Annotated in this window: 13 protein-coding genes; 8 read left to right on the top strand and 5 right to left on the bottom strand. The window is 70.9% G+C overall.

Annotation, left to right across the window (positions count from 1 at the left end; genetic code table 11):
• Window positions 1–200 precede the first annotated feature (200 nt).
• The 3 genes from VZL07_RS19105 to VZL07_RS19095 form a co-directional block, all read right to left on the bottom strand.
• Window positions 201–1,604, bottom strand: a complete 1,404-nt coding sequence (locus VZL07_RS19105) for a zf-HC2 domain-containing protein (protein ID WP_426757024.1) — start codon at window positions 1,602–1,604, stop codon at window positions 201–203.
• Entirely contained in the window at window positions 1,601–2,161 is a 561-nt protein-coding gene (locus VZL07_RS19100) for an RNA polymerase sigma factor (RefSeq protein ID WP_426757023.1), read from the bottom strand. Before VZL07_RS19100 ends, VZL07_RS19105 begins: the two co-directional genes overlap by 4 nt.
• A gap of 135 nt (window positions 2,162–2,296) precedes the next feature.
• The gene (locus VZL07_RS19095) at window positions 2,297–2,461 is read right to left on the bottom strand and encodes a hypothetical protein (protein WP_426757022.1); all 165 of its coding nucleotides are present in this window, start codon (window positions 2,459–2,461) and stop codon (window positions 2,297–2,299) included.
• Between the two features lie 161 nt (window positions 2,462–2,622).
• Between VZL07_RS19095 and VZL07_RS19090 the strand changes: the two genes are divergently transcribed.
• Window positions 2,623–3,630, top strand: a complete 1,008-nt coding sequence (locus VZL07_RS19090; protein WP_426757021.1) for a cupin-like domain-containing protein — start codon at window positions 2,623–2,625, stop codon at window positions 3,628–3,630.
• Window positions 3,631–3,657: 27 nt separating this feature from the next.
• Here the strand turns inward: VZL07_RS19090 and VZL07_RS19085 are convergent, their stop codons facing one another.
• Window positions 3,658–6,402 (bottom strand): CHAT domain-containing protein, encoded by a 2,745-nt coding sequence (locus VZL07_RS19085; protein WP_426757020.1) that lies wholly within the window; start codon window positions 6,400–6,402, stop codon window positions 3,658–3,660.
• Window positions 6,403–6,833: 431 nt separating this feature from the next.
• On the opposite strand from VZL07_RS19085, the gene VZL07_RS19080 reads away from it, so the two are divergent.
• Window positions 6,834–7,859 carry a polysaccharide lyase gene (locus tag VZL07_RS19080; protein WP_426757019.1) on the top strand — a complete coding sequence of 342 codons (1,026 nt, stop codon included), beginning with the start codon at window positions 6,834–6,836 and terminating at the stop codon, window positions 7,857–7,859.
• 22 nt (window positions 7,860–7,881) lie between these two features.
• Here the strand turns inward: VZL07_RS19080 and VZL07_RS19075 are convergent, their stop codons facing one another.
• Window positions 7,882–8,424 carry a MarR family winged helix-turn-helix transcriptional regulator gene (locus tag VZL07_RS19075; protein ID WP_426757018.1) on the bottom strand — a complete coding sequence of 181 codons (543 nt, stop codon included), beginning with the start codon at window positions 8,422–8,424 and terminating at the stop codon, window positions 7,882–7,884.
• A gap of 99 nt (window positions 8,425–8,523) precedes the next feature.
• On the opposite strand from VZL07_RS19075, the gene VZL07_RS19070 reads away from it, so the two are divergent.
• The 6 genes from VZL07_RS19070 (at window position 8,524) to VZL07_RS19045 (ending at window position 16,159) form a co-directional block, all read left to right on the top strand.
• Entirely contained in the window at window positions 8,524–8,757 is a 234-nt protein-coding gene (locus VZL07_RS19070) for a hypothetical protein (RefSeq protein ID WP_426757017.1), read from the top strand.
• Between the two features lie 35 nt (window positions 8,758–8,792).
• Window positions 8,793–9,329: a metal-dependent hydrolase gene (locus VZL07_RS19065; protein WP_426757016.1), complete on the top strand. Its 537-nt coding sequence runs from the start codon at window positions 8,793–8,795 to the stop codon at window positions 9,327–9,329.
• Between the two features lie 36 nt (window positions 9,330–9,365).
• Window positions 9,366–11,462 (top strand): mucoidy inhibitor MuiA family protein, encoded by a 2,097-nt coding sequence (locus tag VZL07_RS19060; RefSeq protein ID WP_426757015.1) that lies wholly within the window; start codon window positions 9,366–9,368, stop codon window positions 11,460–11,462.
• A 15-nt stretch (window positions 11,463–11,477) separates the two neighbouring features.
• The gene (locus VZL07_RS19055) at window positions 11,478–13,043 is read left to right on the top strand and encodes a mucoidy inhibitor MuiA family protein (protein ID WP_426757014.1); all 1,566 of its coding nucleotides are present in this window, start codon (window positions 11,478–11,480) and stop codon (window positions 13,041–13,043) included.
• 288 nt (window positions 13,044–13,331) lie between these two features.
• Entirely contained in the window at window positions 13,332–14,810 is a 1,479-nt protein-coding gene (locus tag VZL07_RS19050; protein ID WP_426757013.1) for an ATP-binding protein, read from the top strand.
• The gene (locus VZL07_RS19045) at window positions 14,792–16,159 is read left to right on the top strand and encodes a sigma-54-dependent transcriptional regulator (RefSeq protein ID WP_426757012.1); all 1,368 of its coding nucleotides are present in this window, start codon (window positions 14,792–14,794) and stop codon (window positions 16,157–16,159) included. The genes VZL07_RS19050 and VZL07_RS19045 overlap by 19 nt, the downstream gene beginning before the upstream one ends.
• Window position 16,160: the final 1 nt, after the last annotated feature.

Genomic DNA, 16,160 nt, shown 5'->3' with positions numbered 1-16,160 from the left:
TGAGAGAAACCAACCACCAGAGCCTGCCATGCCGAATCCGGTCCGTCCGGCGCGAGTGCCGCCTCCGCCCGGTGGCGGACACGCGCCTGCACGATGTGCATGAAAGCAAGAGGCCGGCCCTGTCACGGGCCGGCCTCCGCATCGCCCCAACGTGCCGCGATGGCACCGGGCGGGCAACCCTCCTCACGCGGAGGACGGGCTCAGTTGATTTCAGCGCACGGGAAGAGGGTGTTGTACGCACCACACGTGCGAAGCGTGGCCAGCAGCAACTGCTCGGCGCTGGCCGCGCGGCCCGCGGCGTCCTCGCCCCGCGCGCGCTCCCGGTCGGCGAGCAGGTTCAGCCACGGGTCCCTCGAGCCGTGGGCATAGCGCTGCAGGGCCTTGAGCGCCTCGGCGTCCGTCGCCGCCTCGCCCGTGTGGAGCAGGGCACCGACGTACAGGTCCGTCTCCTGCGAGGCCCTCAGCGTCTCCAGCAGCCCCGGCATGGCCTCGCCCTTCATCAGCCGCGCATAGTCGCGCGCCAGCGGCGCACGGACGGCGAAGTCACGCGCCGCCGTGTCCCGGACGTAATCCTGGAGCACCGTGCCGCCGCCCAGCCGGTCCAGCTCGATGGCCAGCGGCATCAGCGCGGACACCGCGGCCGCGGAGGGCGCCGTGCGCACGGCCTCATACAGCGCGGCCCGCGTCACCGCCGGCTGCTGCCGCACCAGGTGCGACGGCTCCGCCACGCCCTCGGTGAGCCGCGCCCACGTCTCGCGCACCTGACGCTGCCGCCGGGCGGCTTCCGCGTCGCGCAGCGCGCGCAGCTCGTTCGCCCGCCGCTCCGCGGCCCGCCTCCACTCCGCCTCCTGCCCTGGAAGCGCGGCGACGTCACGGAACGACGCCTCCGCCTGCTTCAGCAGCCCCAGCCCCCGCAGCGCCAGCCCCCGGTTCCACAGCGCCTGGGCGTGCCGGGGCTCCTGGCTCAGCGCACCGCCGAGCAGGTTCAGCGCCTCCTCCCACCGCTGCCCGCTGAGCGCCACCACCGCCCGGTCATTGTCCTTGTCCGCCGAGGCGGGCGCCCGCGACAGGAAGGACTCCGCCTGCTGCCAGTCTCCCCGCAGCGCATACGCCGCGGCGATGCCCTGGAAGTCCTGCCGCTCCTCCAGCTCCGCCAGGGGCCGCAGCGGCAGCGGGTTCGACGTGCCGGACGTGCCGCGCATCGGCTCATAGGGCAGGAAGCGGTCCGCCTTCGGGTAGCTGAGCCGCGCCTCCAGCGTGCGCGAGTCGGCGCCCGCCAGCCACACGTCGAAGGCGTCCTCCGGCTGCGCCTGGAAGCGGAACACCCCCACCGCGGCCAGCCCCGCCGCCAGCGCCACCGGCACCAGCGCGCGAGAAGCCCGCTGCATCCACGGCCGCAACGGCGTCACCTTCGCCGGCGCCTCCGCCTTCACCTCATCGGCGCCGCCCAGGGCCCGGGCGGCCAGCAACTCCAGTTGCAGGACATCTCGCAGGCCCGCCTCGCACTCGGGACAGCGCGCCAGGTGCTGGCGGAAGGCCTCGGCGTCGGGAGCGGACAGCTCACCGTCCACGAAGAGGTGCAGCTTGGTGCATGGCGTATTCATGAGCTCGTTGCCCCCTGCTCCCGGGCTACCGCCACCTGGGGCAGCAGCAGTTCCTTCAAATCCCTGCGGGCCAGGGTGAGCCAGCTGCCCACGGTGCCCACGGGAACATTGAAATGCTCGGCGATGGCGGTGTAGCGCTTGCCCTCCGCGTGCAGCCGGTAGGCGTCACGCAGGTGCGGCTTCAGCCGCTCGATGGCCTTCTGGAACGCGTCGGTGCTCACCAGCTCCCAGTTCTCCTGGGCCTCCTCCGGTGACACCGCCAGGTCCTGGACCAGCGCCAGGTGCGGCAGCCCCCGGGACTCCGTCCGCTGACGGCGGCAGTAGTCCAGGAAGCGGTTCGTCATCGTCGTACACAGCCACGCAGCCGCCGCAGAGTCCGTCCTGTCCTTCAGGTGCTCGAACTCCGGCATCGCCCGCTCGAAGGTCTCCTGGACCAGGTCCTCCGGCTCCAGGCTGGAGCGGGCGCACAACCGGCGGGCCAGCCCCAGAAGGCTGGGCCGATGCTGACGGATGAACGCCTCGAAGCGCCTCCGCTCCCGGTTGAAGAGGTCCGACATGAAGCCCCGCTCACATGCGCGCCTGCGCGTTTCCCAGTCAAAGACGCGCGGCGGCCCAATCCTTGAGAAGAAAAAAAGAAGGAATCGGGCAGAAAAATGCCCGGGAGGGTGAAAAACCCAGCCCGGGCCTGGAGATCAGCGGGCCTCGCTGGCGCTGGAATGCTCCGGCCCGGCCAGCGGGGGAACCGCCGGCGGGGGCAGCGGGAGCCGCTTCCGCGGGGCGACCGTGGCCGTGTCACAGTTGACGTAGGTGTTCTTCACGTGGGCTTCGCCGGACTCGGAATCCAAGCTACCGGCCAAGAGGGATTCAACGGGCGTCATGGGCGCTCGCACCTCGTAGTGGGGTTGGGCTGAAAGCAGACATGGGTGATACGGACAACACGTACAGTTCTTATCATGACACGCGCGACCCCCGCGCATCTGACGGGACGACTCACGACACGGAATTCACGGAGTTCTGAATGAACAGGGAAGACTCGCGCCTGGCATTGGAATGGCACACCTGGCTGGCGGAGAACCTCGCCCTGGGCGTGAGCGCGGAGGACGCGCAGCGGGTGCTGGTGGATGCGGGCGTGGAGACGTCGCTGGCGCAGCGGGAGATTGCCGCGGCGCAGGCCCACCCGTACGTGGTGGCGGCGCGGCGGATTGGCCGGCGCTACGAGTGGCTGGAGGCGCTGGCGGACCTCTACGCGGAGCTGCATCGCCAGTCGGGCGAGGTGCGGCTGGAGAAGCGGCGCGACGTGAGCCCGGAGGAGTTCTTCTCCCGCTACTACTTCGGCCACCGGCCGGTGGTGTTGCAAGGCTTCATGGAAGACTGGCCGGCCATGCGCCGCTGGTCGCTCGCGGACTTCCGGGAGCGCTTCGGGGACGTGGAGGTGGAAATCATGTCCGGGCGCAATGCCAACCCGGACCATGCCTCGCAGCCCGACAAGCACCGCGAGGTCGTGACGCTGCGCGACTACGTGCACCGGGTGGAGACGGCCGGCGAGACAAACGACTTCTACATGGTGCCGCGCAACGAGAACTGGAAGCGCGACGGCCTGGCCCGGCTGCGCGAGGACATCCGCGCCCCCGCGGGCATCGTCGACCCGGAGCTGCGGCCGGACATGACGACGCTGCTGCTGGGCCCGCCGGGCACCGTCACCCCGCTGCACCATGACAACATGAACGTGCTGCTGGGGCAGGTGATGGGCCGCAAGCACGTGCGGCTGGTGCCGTCCTTCCAGCGCCACCTCGTCTACCCGCGACATGGCACCTTCAGCGCGGTGGACGCGGACCAACCGGACCCGGCGCGCTTCCCGCTCTACGGCGAGGCCACCGTCCTGGAGGGCGTGGTGGAGCCCGGAGAGCTGCTCTTCCTGCCCGTCGGGTGGTGGCACTGGGTGCGCGCGCTGGACGTGAGCGCCACCGTCACGTTCCATCATTTCCAGCTCCCGGGAGGAAACACGCACCTGAGGACCCCGCAGTAGGCGGCCGCACCGCGCCGCCGTGCCCACTCAATAGGACTCCACGAGGATGACGTGCCGGGTCCACCCGGCACGGCGGTCCCGCTCCAGCCAGCGCTGGCGCTCGTCGCGCAGGGCCACCGCGGGCTCGGCCCCCTCGCGGATGCGGCGGCGCACGCCGTCGAAGAAGCGACCGGCGGCGTCCGGGATGTCCACCGTGGAGGCCAGCACCGCGCGCGCGCCCGCGTCGATGAACGCCGCGGGCAGGCTGAAGGGCTCGTGGCTGGTGGTGGAGCTCGCCGCGCGGCCGGCGCTGCACGCCGCCAGGAAGACCATGGGCGCCCCCGTGAGCTTCTGCTGACGCACCACGTCCGCGGTGAGCGCGTAGCGGCCGCTCGTCTCCGGAGACAGCACCACCAGCGAGGCGTCCGACAGCGACGGGTCCATGATGCCGTGGGCGTGGATTTCGATTTCCGTGGCGTCCCGCATGTCCGCCAGCACCCGCGCGGGCGTGGCGTCCGAGCCGGAGAGCACCTGCAGCGGCACCGCCTCCGGCTCCGGGGAAGGCAGCCACTGGGGCAGCCGCGGCAGTTGGAGCAGCGCGGGCGCGTCCACGCTGGAGACGACGAGCCGCCGCGCGGTGGGCGCGGTGCGCGGCTGGGCCGTGCGGCCGAGCCGGAAGCTCCACGGCACCTCCGGGGGCAGCAGGTCCGTGCGGCCGAAGACGGGCGGCCACGCCAGCACGTCCACGCGCTCGCAGCTCCGCAGCGCCTGACGCAGCCGCTGCGGCACCAGCTTCGAGGTGTCCGCGCGGCTGAACGGTCCCTGCCGGTCCGTCTCGTAGTGGCCCAGCACCTCGCCCTTCGCGCCCCGCGCCACCAGCACCGTGCGCTCGCCATGGACGGCCGCCGCCAGGGCGCACCGCTGAGGCACGGGCGTGCCGAGCTGCGCGGCCATCAACGTCAGGGCCTGCGTGAACTCCCCCGCCCTGCCCGCGTCGGTGACGAGCGAGGAGTAGCTCAGCGCCCACGCCTCGCGCGCCAGCGAATCCCCGCGCGGCAGCGCCTCCGCCTCGGTGATGGTCTGCCGCAGCAGGGCCTGCCCCCTCGCCCGGTCGCCGTCCAGCAGGAAGCGCCCCTCCACGTAGCGGGCATACACGGCATCGCTGGGCATGGGATTGCTGTGACTGGCCCAGGTCAGCGCCCGGCGCAGCAGCGCCTCGTCTCCGGGCTTCGGCCGGGTGCGGGACAGCTCCGCGAGGTTGACGGCGAACAGCAGGCTGAGCGGCTCGTTCTCGCAGGCGGCGTTCGCGTCCACCTCGCGGCGCGCGTCGTCCATGCGGTTGTCCAGGTAGTACGTGTGCGCCAGGTTCTCCCGGGGCCAGACGCAGTTGTCGCGGCCGCGCGCGGACCACTCCTCGACATAGGCGCGCGAGCTGGCGAAGTCCCCGCGCGAGCGGGTGATGGCGGCCAGCACCTCCAGCGCGGTGAACTCCATGTCCCACTCCCGCAGCTGGCGCGCCCAGGCCCAGGCGGTGCGGGTGTGCTGCTCGCCCTCGGTGAGCCGCTGCAGGTCGGCGTAGAGGATGCCCAGCCTCAGCTCCAGGTCGACACAGCGCGCGGAGAGGCCGTCCTCGCGGCAGCGCTGGAGCGCGTTGAAGAAGCGCTGCTCGGCCTTCCACCACTTCCCCTCGGCCGTCTCGCGGATGGCCTCTTCCCGCTCGATGTAGAGGTTGAACCAGGGGTCGTTCTGGCGCTTCGCGCGCTCCACCACCTGGGACATCAGGCGGCGCGTGGCGCGCGCGTGCTGCACCGTGCCCAGGAAGAGGTCGTCCTCGCCGGAGTCCTGCACCCGCGCCAGCAGCTCGTCGGGACGGGCCAGCTTGCCGCGAACCAGCGACGCATACTCTCGCGCCAGCGCGCCGCGGCGCGCGAAGTTCCGGCCGCTCACGCGCTTGACGTAGTCCGCCAGCGTGGACCCACCGTGGCCCCGGTCCAGCTCCTGCGCCAGGGGCAGCAGGGCCAGGACGCGCTCCTTCGAGGGCGCCGCGCGGACCGCTTCGTAGAAGGCCTGACGGACGATGCCAGGGTCCTTCCGGGCCGCCTCCAGCGGCAGGGGCGCCTGGGGGTCATCCACCAGCGCGAGCGTGGCCTCCCGCGCCTCCTTCCAGCGGCGGGCCCGCTCCATCGTCGCGTCGCGCTGCTCGCGGGCGTTGGCCTTCGCCTCGCGGCTCCAGCCCTGCTCGCCCAGCAGCGCCACCTGCTCGAAGGTGTCCGCCGCCTTCATCGTGAGCCCCATCTCCTGGAGCACGAGGGCGCGGTTCCACATGGCCTGCGCATGCCGCGGCTGGGCCTTCAGCACGCCGTCCAGCAGCCGCAGGGCCTGCTCATGCGCGCCCCGGGCGAGGTACACCGCCGCCAAGTCACTGTCGCGGTCCGGCGAGGCAGGCATGCGCTCCAGGAAGGTCGCCGCCTGGTTCCACTCGCCCTGGAGGGCATAGGCAGCCGCGATACCCGACAGGTCACCCGCCTCCTCCAGGCGCGCGAGGTCGCGCAGCGGGATGGGCTCGGGAGGAACCGGGCAGCCGCCCGCCGACGTGCGCGGCCGGTAGAGGTCCGCCTCGGGGTGCGTGAGCCGGGCCTCGATGCGCGACGCGGCGCGCCGCTCCGCCCAGAACTGCGCGGACACGGGTGCCCCGCTTCCCTTGGACGGTGTGCGGGCAAGGAGGACGGTCAGCACCAACACGGGCGTGGCCAGCGCCAGGACCAGGACTTTGTCGTACGCCGGCTTCAACATACTGCCCCCTGGGGCGCCATCCCCCGAAACAGCCGCCCAGCGACCCCGTTGTACACCATCAATCCTTCGCCACCGACTCCTGGCAGGGCTCGGGTGGCTGGCAGCGGGTGGATTTTCTCCGCATTTCTGGCCCTCCCTCCCCTACCGCCCACCCGCAGTGCGCCGGGTGGTCAGGCCGTGAACCAGCCGGCCTGACTTGGAGACGGCTTGCGCCGAAAACCTTGAGTGCAGGGCATCCTCGCATCCCTCCGGAATCACTGCCCGCGGGCGTCTGGAAGCCGGCATGACGCCAGCGGCCCGCCCGCCAGGGCGCCCCGCACATGAGACGGCGGGGGCCCGCAGGCCCGGGGGTTTCCCGACAGGGCACGAGGGGGAAGCAGCACGTCCGCCTGAGTGTCCTACTGCGCCAACCTGGAACGAAAGGACCTCGCTTGACGCAGTTGCTTCGACTCGCCGCCCTGGTGTCGCTGATTCCCACGTTCGCCTCCGCGGACGTCGTGTGGAGGGGCGATTTCGAGACGGGAAACACCTCGCAGTGGACGCGCAGCCAGAGCGTCGCCAACAGCCGGCTCCAGGTGGTGACGGACGTCGTCCGCGAGGGGCGCTATGCCCTGAAGGCCACGGTGCGACAGGGCGATGACCCCATTGGCGCCAGCGGCAACCGCAACGAATTGCTCTACATCAGCCAGGAGCAGACGAACTCCACGTGGTTCTACAAGTGGAGCACCCTCTTCCCGGCGGACTACCCGCTCGACGACGGGTGGCAGGTCTTCGCGCAGTGGCACCAGGAGGGCTGCTGTGGCTCGCCGCCGCTGGAGTTCTACGTGCGCGGCGAGGAGATGTTCATGCGCGTGGGTGGCGCGAGCGGCAAGGTGCTGTGGACCGCGCCGCTGCGGCGCGGTGACTGGAATGACTTCGTGCTGGAGGTGAAGTGGTCCCCCAACGCGAAGACGGGTCACGTCCAGCTCTGGCACAACGGAGCGGTCGTGGTGCCCAGGACGTCCGTCGCGACGCAGTTCGGCACGGAGCTGAACTACCTGAAGCTGGGCCTCTACCGCGACGATGCCATCCGCCCCGAGGCCAGCGTGTACCACGACGGCTTCCTCATGGCCTCGACGCTGGAGGAGGTGATGCCGCCAGCTCCCGAGCCCGAGCCCGCGCCGACCGTCCCCGAGCCGGATGTGCCCGTCGACCCCACGACCGAGCCGTCCACGCCCGACGCGCCCGTCGTCGAGACCCCTGTTCCCCAGCCGCAGACGCGGTGGGGCGTGATGACCGGCGACGACTTGCTCACCCCGGAGAATCCCCTGGGTGCCCCCAGCGCGGGTGGCTGCAGCGCCTCCGGCAAGGGAGCGTCCAGCCTGCCCCTGTCCGCCGCGGTGGGCCTGCTCTCGCTGAGCGCGCTGTTCGTGCGCCGGCGGAAGGCCGCCCGGGCCCACGCGCACGCGAAGCGCTGAGTGGTCCGGCGCGCGCCGCGGGTCAGGGCTCCTTGAGGATGTGGAGCCCCGCGGAGACCTTGGCCAGCAGCGCGCGCAGCGTGGTGTGCTCCTCCTCGCTCAGGGGCGCCATCAACGCGGCGATGCGCCGGTAGTGGTCCGGCAGCATGCCTTCAATCAACAGCCGGGCCTTGGACGTGAGGCGGACCGTGTACATGCGCCGGTCCTCCGGATGGTCCTCGCGGGAGATGAGGCCGTCCTTCTCCAGCGTGTCCAGCAGCCCGGTCATCGTGGCGCGGCTGACGCCGGAGCTCTCCGCCAGGTCCGCTGGCGTGAGCCCGCCCGCGCTCTCCGCGTCCTCGGTGGAGTACAGGCGGACCAGCACGGTGAAGCGCCCCATCGACAGGCCGTGGCGACCCAGGTGGGCCTCATAGGCCCCCGACAGGTCATGCGAGGCCCGCAGCAGGGCGATGCACGTCTCGATGGCACGGGTGTCCAGCTCTGGAAAACGCTGTGCCAGGCGCCGGAGCCGCTCATAGCGGGGCGCGTCCGCGGAGGTCAGTGGGCTGGGAGGTCGGGTAGGCACGACCCTGACCTCGTAAGGCGCCTAACCGTTGAAGGCAAATGGAAAGGGAGGGGCCGCACCGGGCGTGGCGCCAGGCGGCCCTGGCGTTATGAACGGACCGTGCTGGACGTGAAGGACGACACCGTGCAGGCGGCCCTGCGTCGTGCGTGCGAGGAGGCCGGCTTGCCAGTCTCACTGCGGGGCTGCGTGTATCCGCTGCTGCGAGACCCGGAGGGCGAATGGCCGGTCTGCTGTGGCGGAGGCTGCCTGCCGTGCGCCTCCTCGCTGGCGGATGTGGCGATTCGCACGCTGGAGCTACTGGGCACGCCCCGGCGCGCGCCCGTGCTCGGATGAAACGCGGCGCGGCCGTGGCGTAGGCTGCGAGCACCATGAACCCCATTGTCCACGCCGAGCTGGCCTGGCTCGCGGCCCAGGGGCTGCGCGAGCGCAGAGACCGCATCCTCGTCACCTGCGCGGGGCTCGCACCGGACCTGGATGGGCTCACGCTGCTCGCGGGCGAGGCGTCTTACGTCAAGTACCACCACGTCCTCTTCCATGGCTACGTGGGCGCCCTCGTCACCGCGGCGGCCTGCGCGGCGCTGGCGCGACAGCGGCTCCGGGTGGCGGCGTTGTCCCTGTTCACCTTCCATCTGCACCTGCTCTGCGACCTCGCGGGCAGTGGACCCGGGTGGCCCATCTATTACTACTGGCCCACGAGCATGCGGGAGTGGTTCTGGGAGGGGCAGTGGAACCTCGCCTCCTGGCAGAACGCGGTCATCGGGCTGATTTCGACGTTGCTGTGCCTGGCGTGCGCGCTGCACTACCGCCGGACCTTCGTGGAGGTGTTCTCCGCCCGGTGGGATGCGGAGGTGACCCGCACGCTCCGCCGCCGGTTCCTCCGTGAGGATTTCGTGCGGGAACCATGACGTGATTGCCGCCGCGTCCATCGCCAGCATGGACGCATGCTCATCCTCGGACTCGGGTTGATGGCCGTGGGCGTGCTGGGGGCGACGCTCGACACCCCCGTCACGTCGGTCACCGTCTATAGCGACCAGGCGCGCGTGGTTCGCTCCGGCAGCCTCACGGTGTCTGGCTCGCAGCGCGTGGCGTTTCCCCGGCTGCCCAGGAACGTGGACCCCGACTCCATCCGCGTCGAGGCCGAGGGCGCGGAGGTGTCCCACGTCGACGTGCGCGTCGTGAAGGGAGAGGCCTTCTCCCATGACGAAGCGCAGAAGCTGATGGCACGGATGGAGGACATCGACGCGGCGCTCACGCGCATCACCGCCGAACGCGATGTCCATCACGCACAGGTCGAAGCGCTCCGGCGTGTCCGCCCCTCGGTGCAATCCGGCAGCGAGGCCGCTCGAGGCCAGACGGCGCCCGCCGCGTGGAACACCGCCGTGTCCTTCCTCGTGGACAACGTGGCCCGGCTGGAAGCCCGGATGCGGGAGCTGGAGACGCAATCCGAGACGCTCAAGAAGGAACGTCAGCAGTACAAGGACCGCGCGGCGACGCTGGGAAAGACGTTCGGCGAGCCCGGAGTCGAGGTCACCGCCACGCTCACGGGCAAGGGCGCCACGAAGGTGGCGTTGACGTATCTCATCACGGGCGCCCGCTGGTATCCCCGCTATGAGTTGCAGCTCCAGCCGGAGATGCAGCGGATGCAGATGGCCTTCTACGGCCGCGTCAGCCAGGAGACGGGCGAGGACTGGGAGGGCGCGCGGCTCACGCTCAGCACCGCCGTGCCCACCCATGCCACGGCGCTGCCGAAGCTGAGCACCTGGAAGCTGGGCGTCCGGGACCGCTTCATCCCCACGCCGCGCCCCCATACCGAGTCCATCCGGCCCGCGGCTTCCACTCCGCCCTCCCAGCCCCAGACCACGGCATCCGCCGAGCAGGCGCTGCGCGCGCAGTTGATGCAAGCCGCCGGGCAGCAGCCTCCGGCCCAGCCTGAGCGCTCGACGGCTCAAGCCCCCTCGACAGGCGACACCCAGGGGTCGAGCAACATCATCGGCACGGTCATCGACGCCCGGTCCCGACAGACGGTCTCCGACGTGGTCGTCACCGCGAACTCATCCTCGAGCGAATACGAGCACGTGGCGGTGACAGACGCACGAGGTGAGTACCGCCTCCCCAACCTCCCAGCCGGTTACTACGACCTCCAGTTCGCGCATGAGGGCTACAAGCCCTATGCCCGCGGCGCCGTTCAGCTCCGTCTGAACCGCACGATTCGAGTCAATGCGGAGCTGCTTCCCGAATCCGAGCGCGCCATCGTCGAGATTGTTGGTGCTCCGCCCACCATCGACGTCGGCTCCGGGGTCGCGGGCGTCAATGTCACTCAACAGTTCGTTCACAGGGACTCCGTCCGGCAGCCCGTGGGACTGAGCCCACCGCCCGGCTGGCGTCCTCCGACCTTCGACCCTGCGTCACCCATTGCCCTCGCGGGAGGCTACAACCTCACCTTCACTTCACAGCACCGGGAGACCCTCCTCAGTGGGAAGGGCGAACGCACCCTCCCGCTGGTCTCCGAGTTCTGGCCCGTGCAGGTGGAGCGCAAGGTGTTCCCCGCGCTCTCGCCGAATACGTACCTCGTCGCGACGCTTCAGGGCCCATCGCGGAACGTGTTCCCAGGGGGAGAAGCTTCGCTCTTCGTGGGCGCCGACCCGGCCGGCACCGCGACGTTGTCGACCCTGGTCCCCGGTGAAGCCTTCATCCTGCCATTGGGCATCGACCGCGCGGTGCGCAGCGCCCGGAACGTCCGGCTCGTCGAGTCGGAGAAGGGCTTCATCTCCAAGGACGAGGTGGGCACCTACGAAGTCACCATCGAGGTTCCCAATCCCTATCCCTTCCCCCTGGCCGTGAGCGTGGTGGACCAGCTTCCGCTCAACACCGACGGCAAGGTGGAGGTGGCGCTGGTCCGTGCCGAGCCCTCCGCCCAGCCCGACAAGAGCACGGGGAAACTCCAGTGGGACGTGACGGTGCCTCCGTCTGGCAAGTCCACCGTCTCCTTCCATTACACCCTGAGCCGCCCCAAGGGATGGCGTTTGAACCAGCAGTAGTCCGAGGACCGAACCATGCCTGCCCTGCCCCTGACGCTGTGGGCGCTCGTCGCGTCCGCCAAGGTGTCCACCGTCGTGGTGTATCCGGACCGCGCGCAAGTCACCCGTGAGGAGACGGTGACGTGCCGGGGTCCCACCATTGCCCGTTTCGAAGCCGTCCCCCTCGCCGCCGCGGCCGACAGCCTCCGGGCCTACGCCATCGGCGCCACGGTGGAAGGGCTCATCAGCGAGGAGCGCACGCGCGAGGAGGCCCATCGCGAAGAACGCACCCGACTGGAAGCGCGAAGAGACGCACTCGCCCGTGAGCAGGCCGCCCTGAACGACGCGGCGGAGCGAGTGAAGGACCTCCGGGAGCTCGCGAGCGGCTACACGGATGTCGCCGTGGACCGGGTCACCCGCGAGCTGACAGGCGGGAAGCCGGACACGCGAGCATGGACGGCCGCCTTCGACTCGGCCATGGCCGTGCGGCAGCGCGCGATGACCGAAGACCAGGACGTGGCCGAGAAGGGGCGCGTGCTGGAGAAGCAGCGCGCCCAGGTGGACGCCGAACTGAAGAAGCTTCAGGCCGCCTCCGAACGACGGGAGCGACATGTGGAGGTGCGTCTTTCCTGTCCCGAGGGGATACAGGCCCGCGTGGCGCTGACGTACCTGGTGGGCAACGTCGATTGGACACCGTCCTACGAGGCCCGCGCGAACGACAGCACCCGGATGGTGGAGCTGACCACGCTGGCCACGGTGCGCCAGTCCACCGGCGAGGACTGGTCGCACGCGAAGCTGGTGCTCTCCACGGCACAGCCGCAGCGGGATGCCACGCTTCCAGAAATCCAGCCGCTGAAGGTCACCGCGGTGGAACGGCCGAAGGAGCGCGTGGTCCTGGTGCGCCGCGACGAACAGCCACAGCACGCCAACGCCGGGGGGACAGACCACACCGCTAAGTCGAAGGGGCTCGAGGCCGTGCCCCAGGGTCTGTCCGTGCAGCTCGTGGCCCAGACGCCCGTGAGCATCCCCGGCGACGGCAGCGCCGTGCGGGTCCAGGTGGCTCGCAGCCGCCTCAAGGCCGCCTTCAGCTGGCGCACCATTCCCAAGCTGCACCCCGTCATCTTCCGCGTGGCCCGCATGAACAACGCCGCGCCCTTCCCGTTGCTGCCGGGAGAAGTGGACCTCTACCGGAGCGCAGGCTTCATCGGGCGCCAGTCACTGGACCACGTGGCGCAGGGCGCGCCCTTCGAGCTGACCTTCGGCGTGGACGAGGGCCTGCGCGTGGAGCGCCGCGTGGTGGAGGAGGTCCAGCGCCCCGAGGGCCTGTTCAAGGACACCCAGCGCTTCCGGTACGTCTACCAGTTCACGCTGAACAACCTCCGCGCCCAGGCGGAGGAAGTGGAGCTCTCCGAACACTTCCCCGTGTCCGAGCTGGAGGACGTGAAGGTGGCGCTGGAGCCCGAGACGACGGCCGGCTACGCGCTCCAGTCCAGCGACGGCATCGCGACCTGGAAGGTGACGCTGGCCCCAGGTGAGAAGCGCACCGTGGACTTCGCCTTCCACGTCGACGCCCCCTCCAGCTACGACACGAAGGGGCTGTAGCGACACACCGGGGCATCCTGCCCCCACTGGGGCAATCTGCCCCGCCCCGGCGGGGACACGCCGCCCGGCTTCCGACAGAGGCAACGCACCCCATCCGTTGGCACAGCGGATGCTCTGAGTGAGGACGAGGAGTCGGCCCGCCCGCCTTGAAGCCCGGCGAGGGCTCGGGCGGCAATCGCCGCCTTCCTTGTTGCAGCACTCGCGGTACGTTGTGAGAACCCACCTCCGGTCCGTGCGCTCCCTCCCCCCTCGAGGTGCACGGACCGGAGCAGCCTCTTCGAACCGCCTGTGAGACTCGCCCGCAAGTTCACCCTCGCCCTCGTCCTGCTCGCCATCTCCGTCATGGCCGGCCTGCAGTACTTCCAGGTCCGCCGCGAGCTCGAGCGCTCCGCCCTGGACATGCAGCACGACCACCGGCTGCTCGGCCACACGCTCGCCGGCTCCATCGGCAAGGCGTGGCAGCTCGCGGGGGAGCGGGAGGCGCTCACGCTCCTCCATCAGGCCAACCGCTTCCAGGAGCAGGTCCACCTGCGCTGGGTGTGGCTGGATGGGGGCCCTGGCACTCCGCCGCTCACCGGCTTCCCGCCACGGCTGCTAGCGACCCTGCTCCAGGGCAAGGACGGCTCCATGGTGGACCCCGCCGTGGACCCAGGCCTGCTGCACTCGTACACGCCGGTGCTCATCAACAACCGCCTGGGCGCCATCGAAATCACCGAGTCGCTGGGCGCGCAGCGGCAGTACGTCAACACCGTCATCCTGGGCACCTTCGCCGCCACCGCGGCCATGGCCATTGGCTTCATCGTGGCCGCCATGGCCATGGGCCGGAGGCTGGTGGGCGAGCCGGTGGAGCAGCTCGTGTCGCTGGCGCACCGCATCGGCCAGGGCGACCTCACCGCCCGCGTGCCGCTGCCCCAGCGCCGCGGCGACGAGCTGACCACGCTGGCCGGCGCCATGAACCGCATGGGCGAGCAACTGGAAGAGACGCGCGCCCGGCTCGCCGCCGAGACGGCCGCGCGCCTGTCCGCCGTGGACCACCTGCGGCACGCGGACCGGCTCACCACCGTGGGCAAGCTGGCCTCCGGCGTGGCGCACGAGCTGGGCACCCCGCTCAACGTCGTCATGGGCCGGGCGAAGATGATTTCCTCCGGCGAGGCGGAGGGCGAGGAGGTGGGCGAGTGCGCGCAGATCATCAGCCAGCAGGCCCAGCACATGACGGCCATCATCCGTCAGCTCCTCGACTTCGCGCGGCGGCGCAAGCCGCACCGCTCGCCGGAGGACGTGCAGGGACTGGTGGAGCGCTCGCTGTCCCTGCTGCGCCCCATGGCCGCGCGCAACAGCGTCACGCTGGAGACGGACATCCCCGCGGGCCTCACGGTGCAGGTGGACGCGGGGCAGGTGCAGCAGGTGCTCACCAACCTGGTGATGAACGGCGTGCAGGCCATGAAGCAGCCGGGCACGGTGCGCGTGCGCGCGGCCCACGCCCGCAGCACCCCACCCCCGGACGTGGGCGGGCCGGAGGCGGACTTCGTGCGCCTGGACGTGGAGGACGAGGGCCAGGGCATCCCCGCGGACGTGCTGCCCCACGTCTTCGAGCCCTTCTACACCACCAAGGACGTGGGCGAGGGCACCGGGCTGGGCCTGTCTGTCTCCTATGGGCTCATGCAGGAACATGGCGGCTGGATTGCCGTGCGCAGCGAGCCCGGACGCGGTAGCTGCTTCTCCATCTACCTGCCGAAGGGTGAGGACACATGCCAGGCCGCGTCCTAGTCGTCGAGGACGAGCGCGAGATGCGCGTGATGTTGGAGAAGGGGCTGTCACGCCGGGGCTTCACGCCCCTGGCGATGCCGTCCGCGGACGAGGCCCTGGGGCGCCTGGCCGCCGAGGACTTCGACGTGGTGCTGACCGACCTGCGCATGCCCGGCATGGACGGGCTGGCGCTGTGCGAGCGCATCGCCCTCAACCGCCCGGACATCCCCGTGGTGGTGGTGACGGCCTTCGGCAGCCTGGAGACGGCGGTGGCCGCCATCCGCGCCGGCGCCTACGACTTCGTCACCAAGCCCATCGACGTGGACGCGCTGGTGCTGGTGCTGGAGCGCGCCGTGCAGCACCGCGCCCTGCGCGAGGAGGTGCGCCGGCTGCGCCAGGAGCTGGGCCGGCGCGACGACGGCGGCACCGTGGTGGGCGAGAGCCCCGCCATGAAGCAGGCCTACGCGCTCATCGACCGCGTGGCGGACCTGGACTCCACCGTGCTGATTACCGGCGAGAGCGGCACCGGCAAGGAGGTGGCGGCCCGGGCCGTCCACACCCGCGGGCGCCGCAAGGACGGCCCCTTCGTCGCCATCAACTGCGCGGCCATGCCGGAGGCCCTGCTGGAGAGCGAGCTGTTCGGCCACGCCAAGGGCGCCTTCACGGACGCCAAGGCCGCGCGCACCGGCCTGTTCGTCCAGGCCAACGGCGGCACTCTCTTCCTGGACGAGGTGGGCGAGCTGCCCCTCACCCTCCAGCCCAAGCTGCTGCGCGCGCTGCAGGAGCGCACGGTGCGCCCGGTGGGCGGCGACACGGAGGTGCCCTTCGACGCGCGCATCGTCGCCGCCACCAACCGTGACCTGGAGCTGGCGGTGGAGGAGGACCGCTTCCGCGAGGACCTCTACTACCGGCTCAACGTCATCGGCGTGGAGCTGCCGCCGCTGCGGGCGCGGGGCAACGACGTGCTGGCCCTGTCCCAGCGCTTCATCGAGCAGTACGCCTCGCGCACCGGCAAGCGGGTGCTGGGCCTGTCCCCGGCGGCGGCGCAGCGGCTGCTGGCCTATGGCTGGCCGGGCAACGTGCGCGAGCTGCAGAACTGCATCGAGCGCGCGGTGGCCCTCACCTCCTTCGAGGAGATTACCGTCGACGACCTGCCCGAGCGCGTCCGCAACTACAGCCAGCCGCGCGTGGTGCCGGAGACGCAGGACGCCTCGGAGCTGGTGACGCTGGAGGAGCTGGAGCGGCGCTACATCCACCGCGTGCTGGAGGCGGTGGGCGGCAGCCGCACGCTGGCGGCGCGCATCCTCGGGGTGGACCGCAAGACGCTGTACCGCAAGCTGGAGCGCGACGGCGAGGCGCGCAAGGGCTGAC

Origin of the sequence: Pseudomyxococcus flavus (genome assembly GCF_050038885.1) — a bacterium.
GTDB classification, from domain to species: domain Bacteria; phylum Myxococcota; class Myxococcia; order Myxococcales; family Myxococcaceae; genus Myxococcus; species Myxococcus flavus.
The sequence above is the reverse complement of the archived record's forward strand: the minus strand, read 5'-3'. Positions and strand labels throughout refer to the sequence as shown.

Bases quoted from the DNA above. Each gene is read 5' to 3' on its own strand.
- VZL07_RS19105 (WP_426757024.1), bottom strand. From the start codon at position 1,604: ATGAATACGCCATGCACCAAGCTGCACCTCTTCGTGGACGGTGAGCTG.
- VZL07_RS19100 (WP_426757023.1), bottom strand. From the start codon at position 2,161: ATGTCGGACCTCTTCAACCGGGAGCGGAGGCGCTTCGAGGCGTTCATC.
- VZL07_RS19090 (WP_426757021.1), top strand. From the start codon at position 2,623: ATGAACAGGGAAGACTCGCGCCTGGCATTGGAATGGCACACCTGGCTG.
- VZL07_RS19085 (WP_426757020.1), bottom strand. From the start codon at position 6,402: ATGTTGAAGCCGGCGTACGACAAAGTCCTGGTCCTGGCGCTGGCCACG.
- VZL07_RS19065 (WP_426757016.1), top strand. From the start codon at position 8,793: ATGAACCCCATTGTCCACGCCGAGCTGGCCTGGCTCGCGGCCCAGGGG.
- VZL07_RS19060 (WP_426757015.1), top strand. From the start codon at position 9,366: ATGCTCATCCTCGGACTCGGGTTGATGGCCGTGGGCGTGCTGGGGGCG.
- VZL07_RS19055 (WP_426757014.1), top strand. From the start codon at position 11,478: ATGCCTGCCCTGCCCCTGACGCTGTGGGCGCTCGTCGCGTCCGCCAAG.
- VZL07_RS19045 (WP_426757012.1), top strand. From the start codon at position 14,792: ATGCCAGGCCGCGTCCTAGTCGTCGAGGACGAGCGCGAGATGCGCGTG.